This window comes from Mycobacterium sp. 1245805.9, assembly GCF_001672915.1.
GTDB lineage: Bacteria > Actinomycetota > Actinomycetes > Mycobacteriales > Mycobacteriaceae > Mycobacterium.
Map to the genome: position 1 here is coordinate 1 of NZ_LZKR01000078.1, position 19,650 is coordinate 19,650.

At 70.2% G+C, this 19,650-nt stretch carries 16 protein-coding genes; 10 read left to right on the top strand and 6 right to left on the bottom strand.

Going from position 1 to position 19,650, the window contains the following annotated elements:
* Positions 1 to 24: 24 nt before the first annotated feature.
* Positions 25 to 1,278 carry an alpha-amylase family glycosyl hydrolase gene (locus A9X00_RS11910; protein WP_082975132.1) on the top strand — a complete coding sequence of 418 codons (1,254 nt, stop codon included), beginning with the start codon at positions 25 to 27 and terminating at the stop codon, positions 1,276 to 1,278.
* A 110-nt stretch (positions 1,279 to 1,388) separates the two neighbouring features.
* On the opposite strand, the gene A9X00_RS11915 is transcribed toward A9X00_RS11910, so the two are convergent.
* Positions 1,389 to 1,838 (bottom strand): DUF1810 domain-containing protein, encoded by a 450-nt coding sequence (locus A9X00_RS11915; protein WP_067153137.1) that lies wholly within the window; start codon positions 1,836 to 1,838, stop codon positions 1,389 to 1,391.
* Between the two features lie 18 nt (positions 1,839 to 1,856).
* Between A9X00_RS11915 and A9X00_RS11920 the strand changes: the two genes are divergently transcribed.
* The 6 genes from A9X00_RS11920 to A9X00_RS11945 all read left to right on the top strand — a co-directional run bounded on the left by A9X00_RS11920 (position 1,857) and on the right by A9X00_RS11945 (position 8,176).
* Positions 1,857 to 3,101, top strand: coding sequence for an alpha-hydroxy acid oxidase (locus tag A9X00_RS11920; protein ID WP_067153185.1), 1,245 nt, complete (start codon positions 1,857 to 1,859; stop codon positions 3,099 to 3,101).
* Positions 3,102 to 3,253: 152 nt separating this feature from the next.
* Positions 3,254 to 5,566, top strand: coding sequence for an endopeptidase La (lon, locus tag A9X00_RS11925; protein WP_197515141.1), 2,313 nt, complete (start codon positions 3,254 to 3,256; stop codon positions 5,564 to 5,566).
* 209 nt (positions 5,567 to 5,775) lie between these two features.
* A complete protein-coding gene (locus A9X00_RS30735) occupies positions 5,776 to 6,276 on the top strand; it encodes a hypothetical protein (protein ID WP_067153141.1) in 501 nt (166 codons plus the stop codon).
* Positions 6,277 to 6,431: 155 nt separating this feature from the next.
* On the top strand, positions 6,432 to 6,764 hold the full coding sequence (locus A9X00_RS11935; RefSeq protein ID WP_067153143.1) for a TfoX/Sxy family protein: 333 nt from the start codon (positions 6,432 to 6,434) through the stop codon (positions 6,762 to 6,764).
* Between the two features lie 10 nt (positions 6,765 to 6,774).
* Positions 6,775 to 7,443: an endonuclease gene (locus tag A9X00_RS11940; RefSeq protein ID WP_369830743.1), complete on the top strand. Its 669-nt coding sequence runs from the start codon at positions 6,775 to 6,777 to the stop codon at positions 7,441 to 7,443.
* A gap of 7 nt (positions 7,444 to 7,450) precedes the next feature.
* Entirely contained in the window at positions 7,451 to 8,176 is a 726-nt protein-coding gene (locus tag A9X00_RS11945; protein ID WP_067153147.1) for a DUF72 domain-containing protein, read from the top strand.
* A 6-nt stretch (positions 8,177 to 8,182) separates the two neighbouring features.
* On the opposite strand, the gene A9X00_RS11950 is transcribed toward A9X00_RS11945, so the two are convergent.
* From A9X00_RS11950 to A9X00_RS11960, 3 genes are all read right to left on the bottom strand, one after another.
* Complete coding sequence (locus A9X00_RS11950; RefSeq protein WP_067153149.1) at positions 8,183 to 10,291, bottom strand: NAD(P)H-binding protein; 2,109 nt, start codon at positions 10,289 to 10,291, stop codon at positions 8,183 to 8,185.
* 110 nt (positions 10,292 to 10,401) lie between these two features.
* The gene (locus A9X00_RS11955) at positions 10,402 to 11,886 is read right to left on the bottom strand and encodes an acetyl-CoA acetyltransferase (protein ID WP_067153151.1); all 1,485 of its coding nucleotides are present in this window, start codon (positions 11,884 to 11,886) and stop codon (positions 10,402 to 10,404) included.
* A gap of 113 nt (positions 11,887 to 11,999) precedes the next feature.
* The gene (locus A9X00_RS11960) at positions 12,000 to 14,414 is read right to left on the bottom strand and encodes a CoA transferase (RefSeq protein WP_067153153.1); all 2,415 of its coding nucleotides are present in this window, start codon (positions 14,412 to 14,414) and stop codon (positions 12,000 to 12,002) included.
* A gap of 160 nt (positions 14,415 to 14,574) precedes the next feature.
* On the opposite strand from A9X00_RS11960, the gene A9X00_RS11965 reads away from it, so the two are divergent.
* Entirely contained in the window at positions 14,575 to 15,477 is a 903-nt protein-coding gene (locus tag A9X00_RS11965) for an undecaprenyl-diphosphate phosphatase (protein WP_067153155.1), read from the top strand.
* On the opposite strand, the gene A9X00_RS11970 is transcribed toward A9X00_RS11965, so the two are convergent.
* Positions 15,474 to 16,001, bottom strand: coding sequence for a GNAT family N-acetyltransferase (locus A9X00_RS11970; RefSeq protein WP_232006771.1), 528 nt, complete (start codon positions 15,999 to 16,001; stop codon positions 15,474 to 15,476). The genes A9X00_RS11965 and A9X00_RS11970 overlap by 4 nt on opposite strands.
* Positions 16,002 to 16,047: 46 nt before the next feature.
* Here A9X00_RS11970 and A9X00_RS11975 point away from each other — a divergent pair, with 46 nt between their 5' ends.
* Together A9X00_RS11975 and A9X00_RS11980 are read left to right on the top strand one after the other, a co-directional pair.
* The gene (locus tag A9X00_RS11975) at positions 16,048 to 16,896 is read left to right on the top strand and encodes an SDR family oxidoreductase (protein ID WP_067153159.1); all 849 of its coding nucleotides are present in this window, start codon (positions 16,048 to 16,050) and stop codon (positions 16,894 to 16,896) included.
* A 46-nt stretch (positions 16,897 to 16,942) separates the two neighbouring features.
* A complete protein-coding gene (locus A9X00_RS11980) occupies positions 16,943 to 19,351 on the top strand; it encodes a phosphoketolase (RefSeq protein ID WP_067153161.1) in 2,409 nt (802 codons plus the stop codon).
* 93 nt (positions 19,352 to 19,444) lie between these two features.
* Here A9X00_RS11980 and A9X00_RS11985 read toward each other — a convergent pair whose 3' ends face one another.
* Positions 19,445 to 19,645 carry a hypothetical protein gene (locus tag A9X00_RS11985; RefSeq protein ID WP_067153163.1) on the bottom strand — a complete coding sequence of 67 codons (201 nt, stop codon included), beginning with the start codon at positions 19,643 to 19,645 and terminating at the stop codon, positions 19,445 to 19,447.
* Positions 19,646 to 19,650: the final 5 nt, after the last annotated feature.

Here is a 19,650-nt window from a genome sequence, read left to right on the forward strand (position 1 = left end):
TGGTTCGCGCCCGCATGGGGGGGGGTGGTTCGGGGGGGGGGTGGGGGGGGCTTTTGCGGGGGGGGGGGGGCGCGCGGGGCGGGGGCGCCCCGCCGGGCCCCGGGGGGGGGGGGGCGGCTCGTCGACTGGTTCGACCACGCCATCGCGTTGGGCGCGTCGGGGATCGCGCTCGGGCCGATCTTCGCCTCGCGCACACACGGTTACGACACCACCGATCACTACCGGATCGATCCCCGGCTGGGCGACGATGCCGACTTCGACCACCTCGTCGCGGAGGCCCACCGCCGCGGGCTGCGTGTGCTGCTCGACGGCGTGTTCAACCACGTCGGGGTCGACTTCCCGCGCTATCGCGACGAGGCACCGGGTTGGTTCAGCGGCGACACGTTCGAGGGTCACGCGGAGCTCATTACGCTCAACCACGACAACCCCGAGGTCATCGACTACACCGTCGACGTGATGGCGCACTGGCTGGGCCGCGGCGCGGACGGCTGGCGCCTCGACGCGGCATACATTGTGCCGCAACAATTCTGGGCGTCGACGCTGCCGCGGGTGCGCGAGCAGTATCCGGATGCCTGGTTCGTCGGCGAGCTGATCCACGGCGACTATGCCGCGGTGGTCGAGGCGGCGACGTTCGACTCGGCGACCCAGTACGAGCTGTGGAAGGCGATCTGGAGCAGCCTCAATGACGGAAACTTCTTCGAGCTGGACTGGGCGCTGCAGCGGCACAACACGTTCCTGGCCACCTTCGCCCCGCTGACATTCATCGGCAATCACGACGTCACCCGCATCGCCAGCCGGCTCGACCGACCCGAGCACGTGGCACATGCGCTGGTGCTCCTGCTGACCGTCGGCGGGGTGCCCAGCGTGTACGCCGGCGACGAGCTCGGGTTCCGCGGCGTCAAGGAGGAGCGGTACGGCGGCGACGACGCGGTGCGCCCCGAGTTCGGCACTCCCCCACTAGAATTGGACGCGTTCGGCGCGGAGATGTGGAGGTTGCACCAGTTCCTGGTCGGGCTGCGTCGCCGCCACCCGTGGCTGCACGACGCCACGACGACCGCCTTGCGGCTCAGCAATCGGGTCTACGTCTACGAGACCCGCAGCGGCGACGACGCGCTGCTCGTCGCGCTGAACATCGGCGACGAGCCGATGCGGGTGGCGCTGCCGGAGGTCGGGGTCGATCGAGCGGAGGTAATCGCGGGGTCGTCGGCCCCGGCACAGGAGGTCGTGCAGGCACTCGTTGTGGAACCCCACGGTTGGCGGATACTGCGCCCCGCTTAGAAGTGGATTCAAGGGGTTGAGTGTGCGGTGGCGGTTTTCAGTGTGTGCTGAGGGCGCGATTTCGCCGAATTTTCCGCCCAGGGCTCCCACAGAATGCCCGCGATTCACACTCAACGCCCGTCAGCCGAGCCCGTCAGCCGCGCCAGCGTCAGCGGGTCCTCCTGGCCGTAGAAGTAGCTGTCGAGCACGGTGACGAAGTCGTGGTTATCGTCGGTCGCGTGGGCGAACAGCGTCATCGACGAGCGCAGCTTGAGGTCGTCGGGCGAACCAAAGATGTCGATGATCGAGCGGTCCCGCACCTCGTTGACCAGCCGAGTGCACTCGCGTAGTCGCGGCCCGAGGAGCTCGTGCTGCAGATAGGCGCGGGCTTCCTCGAGCGACGTGATGCCGTAGCGGGCCGCCATCGGGCTGCTGCCCAGCCCACGCAGTTGTGGGAAGACGAACCACATCCAGTGACCGCGTTTTCGACCGGCGCGCAGCTCTGCCACGGCGGTGCGGTAGATCCCGGACTGCGCCGCCACGAAACGTCTCAGATCGAACGGGTCGCTCGCCGATGCCATATGACTACGGTTGCATACATGGCGGTCAACCGACGAGTGCCCAAGGTGCGCGATCTGGCGCCGCTGATCCAGTTCAAACGACCCCAGTTCGACGCGACCAAGCGCCGCCTCGCTTCCGCGTTCACCATCGAGGACCTGCGCCGCATCGCCAAACGGCGCACCCCCAAGGCCGCATTCGACTACACCGACGGCGCCGCGGACGACGAGCTGTCGATCGCGCGGGCCCGACAGGCGTTCCGCGACATCGAGTTTCACCCGACCATCCTGCGCGACGTCTCCAACGTGACCGCCGGATGGAACGTCCTGGGCCAGCCGGTCGTCCTGCCGTTCGGGATCGCGCCCACCGGATTCACCCGGTTGATGCACACCGAGGGCGAGATCGCCGGCGCTCGGGCGGCCGCGCGGGCCGGGATCCCGTTCTCGCTCTCCACCCTGGGCACCACCGCGATCGAAGATCTGGTGGCCGCTGTCCCCCAGGGCCGCAAGTGGTTTCAGCTCTACATGTGGCGCGACCGGGACCGCTCGATGGCGCTGGTGCAGCGCGCCGCCGACGCGGGATACGACACCCTGCTGGCCACCGTCGACGTCCCCGTCGCGGGCGCGCGACTGCGCGACAACCGCAACGGCATGACGATCCCGCCGACGCTGACGCTGCGCACCGTCTTGGACGCGGTGCCGCACCCGAAGTGGTGGTTCGACCTGCTGACCACCGAGCCGCTGGCCTTCGCGTCGCTGGATCGCTGGTCGGGCACCGTCGGCGAATACCTCAGCACGATGTTCGACCCCAGCCTGACCTTCGATGACCTGGAGTGGATCAAGGCCCAATGGCCCGGCAAGCTGGTCGTCAAGGGCATCCAGACGCTCGACGACGCCCGCGCCGTCGTGGACCGCGGGGTCGACGGCATCGTGTTGTCCAATCACGGTGGGCGCCAGCTCGATCGGGCCCCGGTCCCCTTTCACCTGCTGCCCACGGTCGCCCGCGAGCTGGGCAAGCACACCGAGATCCTGGTCGACACCGGCATCATGTCCGGCGCCGACATCGTCGCGGCGATCGCGCTGGGCGCGCGGTGCACACTGGTCGGCCGTGCCTACCTGTACGGGCTGATGGCCGGTGGCGAGGCGGGGGTGGACCGCGCGATCGAGATCCTGCAGGAAGGGATCATCCGGACGATGGGGCTGCTGGGGGCGACCTGCCTCGAGGAGCTTTCGCCGAAACACGTCACGCAACTGCGCCGGCTGGGGCCGATTTCGCCGCCAGCGTAATACGGCAGCGCGCACCCGCGTCCGAGCGTGCGGCTGGCCGCACGCTCGCCGTCCAACGTGCGGCCAGCCTCACGCTCGCGGCGAAATCCACCCGGGAACAAACCGTCGCCCGGCTGGGTTAAGCGCAGCAGACTCAACTTTTGGAGGATCTGATGGCTGATGCCAAGTCCGTGCCGGTGTTGTTCACACCGACGATCGTGTTGCCGGGAATGGTGGTGCCGATTGCGCTGGACGACGCCGCACGCGCGGCGATCGACGCCGCGCAGGCGAGCGAGTCCGGGCAGCTGCTGATCGCCCCCCGGCTGGACGACCGCTACCCCACCCACGGCGTGATCGCGAAGATTCTGCAGGTCGGCCGGATCGCGGGTGGCGGCACCGCCGCCGTCGTGCGCGGTGAGCGCCGGGCACACATCGGGGCAGGCGCGTCCGGGCCCGGAGCCGCGCTGTGGGTCGAGGTGACCGAGGCCAACGAACCGCCGGCGACCGACGAGATCAAGGCCCTGGCCGCCGAATACAAGAAATTGCTGCTGGCCATGCTGCAGCGCCGCGAGGCCTGGCAGATCATCGACTACGTCAACAGCCTGACCGACCCGTCGGCGCTGGCGGACACGTCCGGATACGCGTCGTACCTGACCGACGTGCAGAAGCGCCAGCTGCTGGAGACCGTGGACGTGGCCGAGCGGCTGCGCGTGCTGATCGACTGGACCAGCTCGCACCTGGCCGAGGTCGAGGTCAACGAGAAGATCGCCGAGGACGTCCGCGACGGCATGGAGAAGACGCAGAAGGAGTTCCTGCTGCGCCAGCAGCTGGCCGCCATCCGCAAGGAGCTGGGCGAGGGCGAACCCGACGGTTCCGACGACTACCGGGCCCGCGTGGAGGCCGCCGACCTGCCCGAGAAGGTCCGCGAGGCCGCGCTGCGCGAGGTCGGCAAGCTGGAACGCTCCAGCGACCAGAGCCCGGAGAGCGGCTGGATCCGTACCTGGCTGGACACCGTGCTCGACCTGCCCTGGAACGTGCGCACCGAGGACTCGACGGACCTGGGCGCGGCCCGGGCGGTCTTGGACGCCGACCACCACGGGTTGGACGACGTCAAGGACCGCATCGTCGAGTACCTGGCCGTGCGGACCCGGCGTGCGCAGCGCGGGTTGCAGGTCGTCGGCGGGCGGGGCTCGGGTGCGGTGATGGTGCTGGCCGGTCCCCCGGGTGTCGGCAAGACGTCGCTGGGTGAGAGCGTGGCCCGGGCTTTGGGCCGCAAGTTCGTGCGCGTCGCGCTGGGCGGCGTGCGGGACGAGGCCGAGATCCGCGGGCACCGGCGCACCTACGTGGGCGCGCTGCCGGGGCGCATCGTGCGGGCGATCGGCGAGGCGGGATCGATGAATCCCGTTGTGCTGCTGGACGAGATCGACAAGGTCGGTTCCGACTACCGCGGCGACCCGAGCGCGGCGCTGCTCGAGGTGCTCGACCCGGCGCAGAACCACACGTTCCGCGACCACTACCTGGATCTGGACCTGGACCTGTCCGACGTGGTGTTCCTGGCCACCGCCAACGTGATCGAGAACATCCCGTCGGCCCTGCTGGACCGCATGGAGCTGGTGCAGATCGACGGCTACACCGAGGACGACAAGGTCGCCATCGCCCGCGATTACCTGCTGCCGCGGCAGCGGGAGCGGGCGGCGCTGAACGACGACGAGGTCACCGTCACCGACGCCGCGCTGCGCAAGATCGCCGCCGACTACACCCGCGAGCCGGGGGTTCGGCAGTTCGAGCGGCTGCTGGCCAAGGCGCTGCGCAAGGTGACGACCAAGATCGCCGACGAGCCGGTGACGATCGACGAGCCCGACCTGGTCGGTTACCTGGGCCGTCCACGGTTCACCCCCGAGTCGGCCGAACGCACAGCGGTGCCCGGCGTGGCCACCGGCCTGGCCGTGACCGGCCTGGGCGGCGACGTCCTCTACATCGAGGCCGGGGCGACCGACGGCGAGCCGGGGTTGCAGTTGACCGGCCAGTTGGGCGACGTGATGAAGGAGTCGGCGCAGATCGCGCTGTCCTACGTGCGCTCGCACGCCGCGGAGCTGGGCATTGACGCGAAGGCGCTGGACCGGCGCATCCACGTGCACGTGCCCGCCGGCGCGGTGCCCAAGGACGGCCCGTCGGCCGGTGTGACGATGGTCACCGCGCTGGTGTCGATGGCGACCGGACGCCAGGTGCGCAGCGACGTCGGCATGACCGGCGAGGTCACACTGAACGGCCGGGTGCTGCCCATCGGCGGCGTGAAGCAGAAGCTGCTGGCCGCCCAGCGTGCCGGTCTGTCAACGGTTTTCATCCCGGCGCGCAACGAGCCCGATCTGGATGACGTGCCGGCCGAGGTGCTCGACGCGCTGGACGTCAAGCCGATGACGGACGTCGCGGAGATCGTCGCGCAGGCGCTCGAGCCCGTGCCGGGGACCGCGACCGTCGCCGCCTAGGGGCTGCCAGGCGCTTGTCCAAAACCTGGGAGTCTGCTGCCAACAAATTGCCGCGGGCGTGTTTTCGGTTCCGCCGACTCGGGTAGCCGAGGAGCCAGGGGTCATCCCCTGTCCCTCGGCCCAACCCAGGTGCCTGGGGAAATAACCGAACAACACCGTCAATGCTGTTGCGCTGCGTGCGTCGCAGCCAAGCTGGACAAGGAGTTCACATGAACCTCACCAAGATCGCCGCCACCGCCGCGATGGCCGGTGGCCTCGGATCCGTGGCGCTCGGGATCGGCGCCGGTTTCGCACAAGCCGATCCGAACGGCCCGATCGTGCCAGGACCGGTGCCCGGTCCGAACGTGCCGGGGCCGAACGTGCCGGGCGGGGATCGTGACCTGCCGGGTCCGGGCCAGGTTTTGCCTGGGCAGCCGATTTGTAACCCGGGCGCGCCGGGCGTGAACTGCAACGCGCCGGGCAGCCCGCTTCCCCCGGGGCAAAACGGCTTCCCGCCGCCGGGGCACTACAACGACCCGGGCCGCTATGGGCTGCCGGCCACCTGGGTTCCGCCAGTCGGTGACCCCGACGGCACCCAGCTTCCGGTCGTGTTCAACCCGGACCTGGGCCAGTGGGGCGTTAACACGTCCACCGGTTTCCAGGCGTACACGCCCGCGGGCAACGCCGGAGGCCAGGTCAACGGCGGCGGCACCATCGGAACGCCCCGCTAAAACCGGGACCTAACAACCCGAATGTGGCAGCCGCCCCCGAAAGGGGGCGGCTGTCCCACTTTCGCCGAACCGGTAAATCCGCAGGAGAAGTACGAGTGAGGGCCTGCAAATCTACAGGCTCGGTGGTTGTCGGACCCCAAGGCTATGGTCGGCGCATGGCCTACGACGAAGACCTGGCCAACCGGATCCGCGAACTGCTCGGCTCCGAGCGCGGCGTCGAGGAGAAACGCATGTTCGGTGGTCTGGCGTTCCTGATCAACGGCAACATGTCGGTGGCCGCCAGCGGACAGGGCGGGCTGCTGGTGCGGGTACCGCCGGAGGACACCGACAAACTGCTCAAGCGTGCGCACGTCGGGCCCATGGTGATGGCGGGTCGGGAGGCCCGCGGCTGGTTGCGGGTCGACGCCGCCGGCGTAGGAACGAAACGGCAGCTGCAGGATTGGGTCACCCGGGGCGTCGGCTACGCCCGCGGCCTGCCGCCGAAGTGACGATGCCGGTTTGCTCGAGGGCGCTGCGGGTAAGCGGTCCGGTGTGGACAAGCGCGACGAAGTGGTGCGGCGGCTGCTGAAGGTCGCCGGCACGACGTATGCGGCCGAGGCCGGCGTCAAGATCCACGACAAGCCGATGCCGCTGTTCCAGTTGCTGGTGTTGTGCATGCTCGCCAGCAAGCCGATCGACGCCGCCGTCGCGATGAGCGCCGACCGTGAGCTGTTCAAGGCGGGCCTGCGCTCCCCCAAGGCCGTACTGGCATCCGACCGGCGCACCATGATCAGCGCGTTCGGCCGCGCCCACTACGTGCGCTACGACGAAAGTTCGGCCACCCGACTCACCGACATGGCCGAGCGGGTCCGCGACGAGTATCACGGCGACCTGCGGGAAATGGCCGAAAGCTGCCGCCACGACGTCGCCGCGGCGAAACGGATGCTGAAGAGATTCAAGGGAATTGGCGACACCGGCGCCGATATCTACCTGCGCGAAGTGCAAGACGTCTGGCCCTGGGTGCGGCCCTATTTCGACGGCCGCGCCACCGCGGCGGCCAGGCAGTTGGGTCTGCCCGCTCAGCCTGCGAAGCTGGGCGCCCTCGCTCCTCGAGCCAACGCGCGGCTGGCGGCCGCGCTCGTGCGGGCATCACTTGACGACGACGTGCGCCGGCAGGTGGCCGGATGAGCCGGCATTGACCATCCGGATCGGCACCTCCGGATGGTCCTACAACCACTGGGCGGATGTGCTCTACCCGACCGGTTTGCCGTCGGCGCGACGGTTGGCCCGCTACGTGGAGGTTTTCGACACCGTCGAGCTGAACGCGAGTTTCTATCGGTGGCCGAAGGATTCGACGTTCGCCGGTTGGCGCGATCAGCTGCCCGACGGGTTCCGGATGTCGGTCAAGGCGCATCGCGGGCTGACACACTACCGCCGGCTGTCCTCCCCCGAGCCGTGGATCGAGCGGTTCGAGCGCTGCTGGCAGCTGCTGGGTGACCGCCGCGGGGTGCTGCTGGTCCAACTGCACCCCGAGCAGCAGCGCGACGACGCGCGCCTGGATGCCTTCCTTCGCAGCGTGCCTGAGTCCATCCGGGTGGCCGTCGAGCTGCGCCACGCGTCGTGGAACGATCCGGCCGTGTACGAGTTGCTGGAACGCCGCCGCGCCGCCTATGTGGTGATGAGCGGCGCCGGGCTCGCGTGCGTGCCACGCGCCACCACCGATCTGGTGTACACCCGCATGCACGGCCCGGATCAGGACGCGATCTATGCGGGCTCCTACTCGGAGGACCAGCTGCGGCGCTGGGCCGACCAGATCACCGAATGGGACCGCGACGGCAGGGACGTGTGGATGTATTTCAACAACGACCTCGGCGGCCACGCCGTGCGCAACGCGCTGTTCTTGCGCGGGCTCCTGGGCTGACGCCGCTCAGGCGTCGCCGTCGACCGGCGTCCAGCTGCCGTCGATGACGTCGGGCGGGCGTTGGGCCTGCAACCGCTCCCGTTCTGCTCGGCGGCGCTTGATCCGCAGCCGCGCGTCGGCCGGCATGCTGATCAGTTCGTCACAGGTGAGGTAGTAAACGTCGTCGGCGGCGTCGATCAGGTCCGCCGCCACCCTCCGGGATCCCAACTCGCGCAACGTCATCCGCAGCTCATGGGTGAACCGCAGGGTGGTGTCGAGGGCCAGCTCGCGCGACCCGCGGGCGTTCGCGGCCACGCGCCGCACTCGGTTCGGCGGCGGGGCCGGCGCGGCGGGCGCCGTGCCCTCGGCCACCTCCGCGGCCGCCGTCAGCAACATCGCCGGATCGTCGCTGAACACCGCGCTGGCCAGCTCGGCCTCACCGGGCCCGCGGTGCCCGATCCTGTCGACGGCGGTGTCGAGGGCGGCGGCAGTGTCGGGCGACAACGCGCGGATGCTGCCGATGTTGCCCTCGGCGGCCAGCGCACACAGCGGCGGGTCGCTGCGCAACGCCGCGGCCAGCTCGGCGGTCTCGGCCGCGATGCGGGCGCTTTCCATGATCACGCCCAGCCCCGCCACCCGGGACGCGGCGCGCGTGGGTTCCAGCGCCGCTGCGGTCATGCCGGAATCGATCAGCCACAGCGCCGTGAGGATCCAGCCCTGATGGATGCGATCCCGCAGCAGCGGCACACGGACCTCGAGCGCGGCGTCCGGCAGCGCGGCCAACTGGTCGGCGCCGGCGTGTTCGGCCTGCGCGGCCGAGCCGTACGCGCGCGTGTCCCGCTTGAGGTGGCGCATCAGCGTCAGCGAGCGCGCCGTCACGACCGCCTTGGCGAGCGACCCGAGCGCCCCCTCGGCCAGCATCGGCTCGCCGAACGGCAGGACGTCGCCGACCTGCGGCTGGTCGACCAGGGCGTCCTGGGCGACGGCGTGCTGGTCCCATCCGGGCAGCTGGGTGGCGGCGACGACGTTGGCCGACACCCCGACGTAGGCGCGGTGGCCGAAGACCGCGATCGCCCGGCTGCTCCACTCCTCGTCGACCACGCCGCCGAGCGCGAGCACCTGGCCCATCACCCGGCTGGCCGTGCGCAGCCCGCTGAGCTGGACGTCGAGCGTTATCGGGGTCAGCGGTCCGGGCAGCGCCTCGGCGAGCCGGGCCGCGCTGAAGACGGGAAACCGGGGATCGATCCGGTCGTCGAACTCACCCTCCAGCCCCTCGGGGGCCGCGCTGCGCAATTCGTCGGAAGGCCGCGGCCGTGGCAGGACCTCCACCGGCAGCGCCACCTGGCGGCCGTGGCTGAGCGCGCCCTCCGGAAGGAGCCGGCGCCCGGCGAGGCCGCGTGCGGTGTCGGCGACCGCCTCGAGCGCTTGCCAGCCGAACTCGAAACCCCAATCCTCTTGCACCGCAGTGATATCCATCTTCGGGACCAATTTCGACCAGCTGCGAACCCCATTCAGCCGCGAACGCGGGCCGGCGGCCCGCAGCAGCCGCCACGCGGTGACCACGTTGGTGGTGTCCGGGGTGGCCAGGTCCACCACGCCGGTGCGGTCGGTGTTCAGCGAGAAAACCAGGAACCGGACCAGGTCGTCGACGTGCAGGACGCGCATCGGCCGGGTGGAAACTTTCGCGCGCAGCAGCGTCGCCACGGTGCGGCACACCATCCAGTCGAGCTGGCGGCCGACCGGCGGCGCGATCCGCACGACCACGTTGGGCGCCCAGCTCGTGGACACCAGCTCCTCGGCGGGTCGATACAGCTCGGGCCGGCCCGCGGCCTGGGACACGAACAGCAGCCGCGCGCCGGCGCGGGCGGCGGCGTGGGTCACGTGGGCGACCCCGTCGACGTCCGCGCCGCCGGGCGCGCTGGTGTCGGCGGGGGCCAGGTGGATCACCGCGTCGGCTTCGTCGGCCAGGGGTTGCAGGACGGGGTCGCTGAGCGGCGCGCAAACGAGTTCGACGGCGGGGTCCAGGCAGGGATGGGGGTGTTCAGCAATCCCGCTGACCGTGTGCCCGGCAGCGACGAGCTGCCGCGCGACCAGCCGCCCGATGGCGCCGGTGGCGTCGGTAACCAGGACGTGCACCTGGGCTCACCTCCCCCAACGTCCAACCCGACAATAGGCAAGGCGACGTCACTTACGCGACCGTTACCCGGTTTTCGGGACCTTTGGCTGGTGGTGCTGTGACCGGCCGGTTACCGCAGCGCCGCGATGCCGTCCGGGGTGACGGCAACCTTGGCGCCACCGATATCTTCGCGCACGGTCGCCTCGGCGGCGCCGGGATCGGCGATGACAGCCAAAGTGCGGGCCCCGTCGGGGGTCCGCACCGCCACGAATGCCTTCTCGGGTTGTCCCTCGCGGTTGAACGGCGTCGTCCACGCTTCGACCGTCCCCACGCCGTCCCACTCGACCAGGCCCTCGCGGGTGGGCTCGCGGTCCACGGCCCGCTGCGCGTCTTCCCAGCGGAATTGGGCGGGCGGCTCGGTGCTGTAGACGCCGAAGCTGTGCTTGGTCAGGTAGCCGCCGTTGCCGGTGACGAGGCCACGCCGCCCGGGGTTGGCCACCAGCAGCTCGGCCATGGTGGCGATCGAATGCATGACGTAGTTGCTCCACGGGCCGCCCGCGAAGGTCAGCCCGCCGGTGACGGTGAGCGGGCGGCCCGGGTCGTCGGCGTTCAGCCCGAGTTCGGCCGCCGCGACCTGCACGGCGGACGGGAAGCAGGAGTACAGGTCGACATAGTCGACGTCGTCGATGCCCAGGCCGGCCAGCTGCAGGGCGCGCGCGCCCGCGATGCGGATGGCCGCCGAGCGGTGCAACTCGTCGCGCTCGGCAATTGACGGGGTGTCGTGAGCGTCGGTGCCGGCGTGCGGGAACACCCATTGGTCGGCGGGGACCTGCAGGCGTTGCGCCTGCTCGACCGACGCCAGGACCAGCGCGGCGCCCTGGTCGACCATGTTGTTGGAGTTCATCAGCTTGGTGTAGGGCCAGCTGATCATCCGGTTCTGCGGCCCGGGCCGCCGGATTTCCTCGGCCGTCACCGGTTTGCGGATCCACGCGTGCGGGTTGTCGACCGCGACGGCGTTGAACCGCGCCCACAACTCGCTGACACGCCGGAGGTGGTCATCGACCGACTCGCCGTTGGCGACGCGAAGCGCCTGTTCGAACAGCGGGTAGACGAAGGCCGGCAGGTTCAGCCCGCTCTTGAGCTCCGCGTCGCCGAACATCGGGACGTCCTCGCCGCTGACCTCGGCCAACGGCACCGATTCGTCCTGGACGGTCCACTCGAGCCGGCCGCCCTTGGCCTTCAGCCCCCGTCTGGTGCGCCACGTCTCGGCGCCGGCCAGCAGCACGACACCGGCCCTCCCCGCCTGGATGTCCAGGCAGGCCTGGTTCACCAGCGTCTGAGGGACGTTGCCGCCGACTGGGCTGTAGCGGGTGCTGAATCCCGCGGCGCCCAGCTGCTCGCCCAGCAACAGCGCGGGGTCGCGGTAGTGGGCCGACAACACGTTCACCACGCGGATGGAATCAACGGCCTCGATCACCCGGGCGTCGGCGGCCTCCCGGGCCGCGACGGCCATCAGGTCCACCGGTTCGACCGACCGCGTCGACGGGTCGATTTCGTCGCGGTGGTTGACCTGGCCGTAGCCGATCAACACCGGTGTCCTGGGATCGACGGTCATCCGACGAATTTAGCGTGCCTATGGATCCGGCCGGCGAGGGGCATCGAACGTGCGGCGAGCTTCACGTTCGGCACCCAGCGTGCGGCCAGCCGCACGCTCGGCGCCACCTCGGGCTAGTTCGGGCCCGCGGTCGCGAACAGCACGCCGTCCCGGATCAGCCGCTCGGTCTCGTCCGCGCTCATCCCGAGCAGATCCCGGCAGATGGTGCGGGTGTCCTGGCCCGGCAGGGGCGCCGGGCGTTGCGGGGCCGGCGGAATGTGCTGGAACGGCGCGGGGCCCGTCTCCGCGGGCATCGGGCGCTCGATCAGCGGATGGGTCATGTCGCTGAACAATTTTCGCTCGATCAGCTGCGGGTCCTCGAGGACGTCCGGGGGGCGGTTCATCGGCCCGGCCGCGACGCCGGCCGCCTGCAGCAGTTCGGTGTTGCGCAGCGGGGTGCGGGTGCGGGTCCAGGCCGACACCAGCTCGATCAATTCGCGGCGGTTGGCCAGGCGCGCCTGTCCCGTCGCGAACCGTGGGTCGTCGACCCATTGTGGATGGTCGAGAAGGCTTGCGAGGCAGCGCCATTCGTCGTCGGTGCCGATCGAGATGACGCACCATTCGTCGTCGCCCGCGCACGGATAGACCGCGTGCAGGCTGGTGTCGTTATGGATCGGGCCGATGCCGGCGGCCAGCGCGGCCTCGGTGACGTACAGCGTGTCGAGCTGGTTGAGCACGACCTCGGCCTGCGAGATGTGGACGTGGGACCCGCCGCCGGTGCGATCGCGATGGATCAGCGCGGCCAGGGCCGCGATGGCGGTGACCCGCCCGACCACGTGATCGGGGAAGATCGTCGTCGCGTCGTAGAAGGCGTGCCGTCCCGTGCCGGCCCGCTCGTCCGCGTCGGCGCCCGCCTCGTCGGACGTCCACAGCCGGGTGACCCCGGTGGCGGCGCGGACCAACGGGCCGTAGCCCAGCCGGGTGCGCCAGGGCCCGCTGTCGCCGTAGGCGCTGCTGCCGGCGAGCACGATCCGCGGGTTGAGGGCGCGCAGCGCGTCGTAGTCAAAGCCAAGGGCGGTAAGGGTTCCCGGCTTGAAGTTGGCGAACACCGCGTCGGCCTCGGCGACCAGCCGGCGGAAGATGTCCTTGCCCTCGGCGCTGCGCAGGTCCAGGCCCAGGCCGAGGTGATTGCGGTGGGTCCACGCAAACGACTCGCTCATGGCGTCGCCTTCGCGGGCCTGCCGCAGTCCGTCGGGGTAGTCGGCGCTTTCCACCTTGATGACCTCGGCGCCCAGGTCGCCGAACAGCCGGCTCAGCTCGCCGCCGGCGACGATGATGCCCAGGTCGAGAATCCGCAGCCCGGCGAGCGGGTAGTCGCCCACCCTGCCCGACGGTGCCCGCACCAGCACCGGGTTGCCGCGCCAAAACGGTTGGTCCTGCCCTATCGCCGGGGCCGGTGTGCGGAAGCCCGCGCGCCGCCCGTCGACGACGAAATATCCGGTGGGCACGCTGGTCCGCACCCGCGGCAGCAGCTCCGCCTCGGTGATCGCGCCCACCTCTTGGAAATGTTCGGAGCCCAGGACCCAAGACGGCGGCAGCACCGCGGCGATCGGCACGCCGTGCGCCTGCCCCGCGGCGACCAGGTCCTTCATGGTCTGGTCGGCGAACAATCCCTGGGCCAGCGCGCTGATCTCGGGCCACGCCGCCATCCGTGCGCCGATCGCGTCGTACTTGGGATCCTGGAACTCCTCGGGCTCCCCCAGCCAGCGGCGCAACCCCCGCCACTGCCGCGGCGCCATCACGCACAACCGGACGTAGCCGTCCTTGCACGGGCAGATCGGGTAGGCGTCCTGGTTCTTCGGGCGCCCCCGCCACCGCCCGCTGTGGCGGATGCCGGCGGCGACCTGACCGTGCGCGCCGAACGCCGGGTCGAGCGCCATCACGACGGCGTCGAACCGGGAGAAGTCGATGTAATCGCCGGTGCCACAGCGCAATCGGTTGTAGTAGGCGACGAGCGCCGCCCACGCCGCCTGCACGGCTGCGGTCGCCGAGGCGATGCCGTCCGGCGGCAACACCGGGGTGCCGGGGGTGGGGCCGGATCGCGCCAATGAGCCGCACATCGCGAACAACACCGGATCGGTGGCGCGCCACGCGGACCGCGGACCCGTCTCGCCGAAGTCGGTGACCGACAGCACCACCAGGTGCGGGTAGCGGGCCGCCAGCTCCGCGCCCGATATCCCGAACGCGCCGATGTGCCCGGCCAGGCCGCTGTCCACGACGATGTCGGCCTCGGCGGCCAGGTCGAGCAACCGGCCGCAGTCGCCGTCCTCGAGCGGATCCAGCACCGCGGCGCGCTTGTTGGCGTTGTGCAGCGCGAACGGGATGCTCGCGCCGGCCAGCGCCGGCAGGTCGTCGCGGCCCAGGCTGCCGCCGGGGAATTCGATCTTGAGGACGTCGGCGCCCAGGTCGGCGAACAGGCGGGTCACCGCGTCGGCGCTGCCGCTGGACAGGTCCAGCACCCGCACGGTTTCGAGCAGCCCCTCCGCCATCCGCCCACCGTACCTGCCTGGTCGGCGGCGGCCCGCGAGCATCTCGCCGGTGGCCAAATGTGTAGCCGCCCAAGCCGGTTCGTGCGCGAATTCCGACCCGCTACGCTCGGTAGTTCTTGTCGGTTCGCGCACACGACCCCGGATGGAGGCGCCCCACCCAATGACCGCGCACTTGAGCTATGTCGAGGCGGTGGTAGTCGGCGCGTTCCAGGGCGTCACCGAGCTGTTCCCGGTCTCCAGCCTCGGGCACTCGGTGTTGGTGCCGGCGCTGGTGGGTGGGCAGTGGGGCCGGGACCTCAACGTCTCCACGCCCGAATCGCCCTACCTCGCGTTCATCGTCGGCCTGCACGTCGCCACCGCCGCCGCGCTGCTGGTGTTCTTCTGGCGCGACTGGCTGCGGATCGTCGCCGGCTTCTTCTCCTCGCTGCGGTATCGCCGAGTCCAGACGCCCGACGAGCGGCTGGCCTGGCTGATCGTCGTCGCCACCATCCCGGTGGGCCTGGCCGGGGTGGCCCTCGAACACCTCTTCCGGACCACGCTGGGCAAACCCATTCCGGCGGCGGCATTCCTGTTTCTCAACGGCATCGCGCTGTATGCCGGCGAGGTGCTGCGCCGCCGCGTTTCGCCGACCGGCGACGAGGAGCACGAGGACCATCGCGGCGAGGCCATCGACAACCGGCTGGCACAGCTGCCGATGGGCCGCGGGCTGGTGATCGGCTCCTCGCAGATCCTGGCGCTGCTGCCCGGCATCAGCCGCTCCGGCATCGCGATGGTGGCCGGCCTGTGGCGCGGGCTCTCGCACGAGGACGCCGCCCGCTTCTCATTCCTGCTTGCCACGCCGATCATCCTGGCGGCCGGGATGTACAAGATCCCGGACCTGTTCGGGCCGCTGGGGGCAGGGATCGGCGGCCAGGTCCTGGCCGGCAGCGTCGCCTCCTTCGTCTGCGCCTACCTGGCCGTGCGGTTTCTGACGCGGTATTTCCAGACGCGCACCCTGACGCCGTTCGCGGTCTACTGCGCGGTGGTGGGCGGCGCCAGCCTGGTGTGGCTAAGCGTGCACTAGAGCGGCGCGCAGCGGTAGCGCACCTGGAGCGCGGGCACGTCACCGAAAGTCTCTGTGCGGCATGATCCGTCGAACCGCCACCCGTCGCGTTCGTAGAACCGCCGGGCGCCGGCGTTGCCGTCCAGCACCCACAGCACGGCTCCCGCCAAGCCGAGCCCGCGCAGCCGCTCCCGCGCGGCCGTCATCAGCAGCCGCCCGATTCCGGTGCGCACGTGCGCGGGGTCGACATAGATCGCCATCAGCTCACCGAAATTCGGCAACTCCATCTCGCGGCACAGCCCCGTGGTCGCCAGGCCGCGGATCGCGGGGCCGTCGACCGCGACCACCGTTGACGGCAGCCGAAGCCCGACGCGACCGAAGGTGTACCGGCCGGCGAAGAACTCGGGTGTGAGGCCGTCGAGGTAGCCCTGGGCGATCAGCCCGCGATACGCCGACTGCCACGAGCGGAGCTGCACCCGGGCCACGTCGCGCGCGTCGGCCGGGACGGCCGCCCGCACCTCGATCACGGGTGCAGTATCGGGCATAATCGCCAAAATTGACACCCGTCAACTTTGGGGAAGGACGACGAAGATGGCAGACACGGCTTCGATCGGCGTGAAGGTACGTGACAAGGTCGTCGTCATCACCGGCGGCGCCCGCGGGATCGGGCTGGCCACCGCGACCGCGCTGCACAACCTGGGCGCCAAGGTCGCGATCGGGGACATCGACGAGGTGCGGGTGAAGGAATCGGGCGCCGCGCTCGGCCTGGAGGTCTACGGAACACTCGACGTCACCGACGCGCATTCGTTCGCGGACTTCCTGGACGGGGTGGAGCGCCAGCTCGGCCCGATCGACGTGCTCGTCAACAACGCCGGCATCATGCCAGTCGGGCGGATCGTCGACGAGCCGGACGCGGTCACCCGCCGCATCCTCGACATCAACGTCTACGGCGTCATCCTGGGCAGCAAGCTGGCGGCGCAGCGCATGGTCCCGCGCGGATCCGGGCACGTCATCAACGTCGCCTCCCTGGCCGGGGAGCTCCACATCGTCGGGCTGGCCAGCTATTGCGCCAGCAAGCACGCGGTCATCGCGTTCACCGACTCGGCCCGGCTCGAGTACCGCTCGGCCGGCGTGGAGTTCTCCACGGTGTTGCCGACGTTCGTCAACACCGAGCTCGTCGCCGGGACGCCGGGAATGAAGGGGTTCCGCAACGCCGAGCCCGCCGAGATCGCCGACGCGATCGTGAAGCTGGTCGCCCACCCCAAGCCGCGGGTGCGGATCACGAAGGCGGCCGGCGCGATGGTCGTCTCCCAGAAGTTCTGGCCGCGCCGGATCGCCGAGGGGCTCAACCGCCTGCTCGGCGGCGACCACGTCTTCACCGACGACGTCGACGTCGAGAAGCGCCGGGCCTACGAGGCGCGCGCCCGCGGCGAGGAGTGACCTTCGCTTCTGGCGACGTTCATCGGCGGCGCGGACAATCGGCGGGGTGACCTTAGAGACAGCAACAACCGCGCCCGCCCCGCTATCCGACGACGAACTCGCCCTCATCGACAAGTATTGGCGCGCAGCCAATTACCTGTCGGTCGGCCAGATCTACCTGCTGGACAACCCGCTGCTGAGCGAACCGCTGTCGTCCGAGCACGTCAAACCCCGGCTGCTGGGTCACTGGGGCACCACGCCCGGGCTCAACCTGATCTACGCGCACCTGAACCGGGTCATCCGCAACCGCGACGCCAGCGTCATCTACATCACCGGGCCCGGCCACGGCGGGCCCGGGCTGGTCGCCAACGCGTACCTGGAGGGCACCTACACCGAGGTGTACACCGGCATCGAGGAGGACACCGAGGGACTGCGAAAGCTGTTCCGGCAGTTCTCTTTTCCCGGCGGCATCCCCAGCCACGTCGCGGCCCAGACGCCCGGGTCGATCCACGAGGGCGGCGAGCTGGGCTACGCGCTGGTGCACGCGTACGGGGCCGCGTTCGACAACCCGGACCTGGTGGTGGCGTGCGTGGTCGGCGACGGCGAGGCCGAGACGGGGCCGCTGGCCGCCGGCTGGCACTCCAACAAGTTCCTGAACCCGGTCACCGACGGCGCCGTCCTGCCCATCCTGCAGCTCAATGGCTACAAGATCGCCAACCCGACGGTGCTGGCCCGCATCCCCCATGCCGAACTGGAATCCCTGCTGCGCGGGTACGGCTACCGGCCCATCACGGTCGCCGGTGACGACCCGGCCAACGTGCACCAGCAGCTGGCCGCCGCGCTCGACGACGCCTTCGACGACATCGCGGCGATCCAGCGCGCCGCCCGCGACGGCGGCCGCACCCAGCGTCCCGTCTGGCCGATGATCGTGCTGCGCACCCCGAAGGGCTGGACCGGTCCCAAGGTGGTGGACGGCAAGAAGGTGGAGGGCACCTGGCGCTCGCACCAGGTCCCGCTGGCCGAGACCCACGACAATCCCGAGCACCGCGCGCAGCTGGAGGAATGGCTGCGCAGCTACCGGCCCGAGGAGTTGTTCGACGGCAATGGCGCGCTGCGCCCCGAGCTGCGGGCGCTGGCGCCCCGCGGTGATCGCCGGATGAGCGCCAACCCGCACGCCAACGGCGGGCTGCTGCTGCACGACCTCGACCTGCCGGACTTCCGCGACTACGCGGTGGCGGTGTCGCAGCCGGCCACCGAGACGCACGAGGCCACCCGGATTCTGGGCACCTTCCTGCGCGACGTGATCGCCCGCAACCCGGATCGGTTCCGGCTGATGGGCCCCGACGAGACCGCCTCCAACCGGCTCGACGCCGTCTACGGGGCGACCGACAAGGTGTGGCTCTCGGAGATCACGCCCGACGACGAGCACCTCGCGCCCGACGGGCGGGTGATGGAGGTGCTCTCCGAGCACCTGTGCCAGGGCTGGCTGGAGGGTTACCTGCTGACCGGCCGGCACGGCCTGTTCAACTGCTACGAGGCGTTCGTGCACATCGTCGACTCGATGCTCAACCAGCACGCGAAATGGCTGGCCACCAGCCGCGAGCTGCCGTGGCGGCGGCCGATCGCGTCGCTGAACTACCTGCTGACCTCCCACGTGTGGCGCCAGGACCACAACGGCGCGTCGCATCAGGACCCCGGATTCATCGACCTGGTCGCGAACAAGCGGGCCGAGCTGACGCGGGTGTACCTGCCGCCGGACGGCAACACGCTGCTATCTGTGGCGGACCACTGCCTGCGCAGCCGCAACTACGTCAACGTCATCGTCGCCGGCAAGCAGCCCGCGCTGGCCTACCTCGACATGGACCTGGCCATCGCCCACTGCGCGCGCGGGCTGGGCATCTGGGAGTGGGCGAGCACGGCTGGATCTTTAGGCGCGGAGCCCGATGTGGTGCTGGCCTGCGCCGGCGACATCCCGACGCTGGAGACCCTGGCCGCCGCCGACATCCTGCGGCGCGAGCTGCCCGGCCTGGCCGTCCGGGTGGTCAACGTCGTCGACCTGATGCGCCTGCAACCGGATTCGGAGCACCCACATGGCTTGCCGGACAGGGAGTTTGACGCGCTGTTCACCCGCGACAAGCCGGTGATCTTCGCTTACCACGGCTACCCGTGGCTGATCCACCGGCTCACCTACAGCCGCACCAACCACCACCACCTCCACGTGCGCGGCTTCAAGGAGCGCGGCACCACGACGACGCCGTTCGACATGGTGATGCTCAACGACCTCGATCGCTTCCATCTCGTGATGGATGTGATCGACCGGGTGGACGGGCTGGCCAGCCAGGCCGCCGTGCTTCGCCAGCGCATGGTCGACGCCCGCCTAACCGCCCGGGCCTACACCCGCGAACACGGGGAGGACGATCCGGCGATCTCCGGGTGGACCTGGGAGTCGGGCGAGCGGAACGAACCCGTGAGCTGAGCGAGCGGAATGAACGCAGTGAGTGACGGGAGCGAGGCTAACGAACGCAGTGAGTAACGGGAGCGAGACGACCAATCGGGCCTGGGAGTCGGGCTAACCCGTGAGCTGACGGCCCCGATCGTCGGGGCTAGGCGGCGCGGGGTTCCCCGGTGGGGCCGGAAGCTCGCCGTAGTCCCTCGGCTTGTCGGCGTCGATGTGCCAGATCCAATTGCCGTAGAGGGGCCGGTCAACGGCAAGGGCGCCCAACGGCGCGATGACAAGGATGGAGACCAGCGTCCACACCGTCGTAGCCATGAGTT